Origin of the sequence: Campylobacter sp. TTU-622, assembly GCF_016598965.1 — a bacterium.
Taxonomy (GTDB): Bacteria; Campylobacterota; Campylobacteria; order Campylobacterales; family Campylobacteraceae; genus Campylobacter_D.
In genome coordinates this window covers 1-418 of sequence record NZ_JAENKR010000231.1, presented here as the reverse complement: position 1 = coordinate 418, position 418 = coordinate 1, and the positions used below count along the sequence as shown (strand labels likewise).

Annotated in this window: 1 protein-coding gene; it reads right to left on the bottom strand. The window is 17.0% G+C overall.

All coding sequences use genetic code 11. The annotated features are described in order from the left end of the window. Positions 1-158: 158 nt before the first annotated feature. Positions 159-418: ArsC/Spx/MgsR family protein (locus tag JG677_RS08625; protein ID WP_200286232.1), on the bottom strand; the 260-nt coding region annotated here is incomplete at its 5' end.

Genomic DNA, 418 nt, shown 5'->3' with positions numbered 1-418 from the left:
AACAATTTAATGATAAATATTAAAGCTGTGTTAAAAATTTAATTTCATTGATAAATTATGTTTAAATTTTAGAACAAAGCTTTGAAGTGTTTTTAAATGAGATGGGTTGGTTGTTTTATTTTTATAATAAGATTTTAAAAATAAAAAATAATTACTTATTAAATTTTCTCATAATCTTTTCCTATTAAAATTTCATTATTTATTTCTATAATTGGTCTTTTAATTAAAGTAGGATTTAATAAAACAATATTAAATAATTCTTCTTTGCTTAAACTTTGAAGCTTTTCTTTATTAAGATTAAGCTTTCTTGCACTTGTACTAGAAAGATTAATTAATTCATTTAAATTTCTTTTTAAAAGCCATAAATTTAAAATGTTATTATCTATTTTTTTAATATCTTTAAAAACAAAAGTAAGTT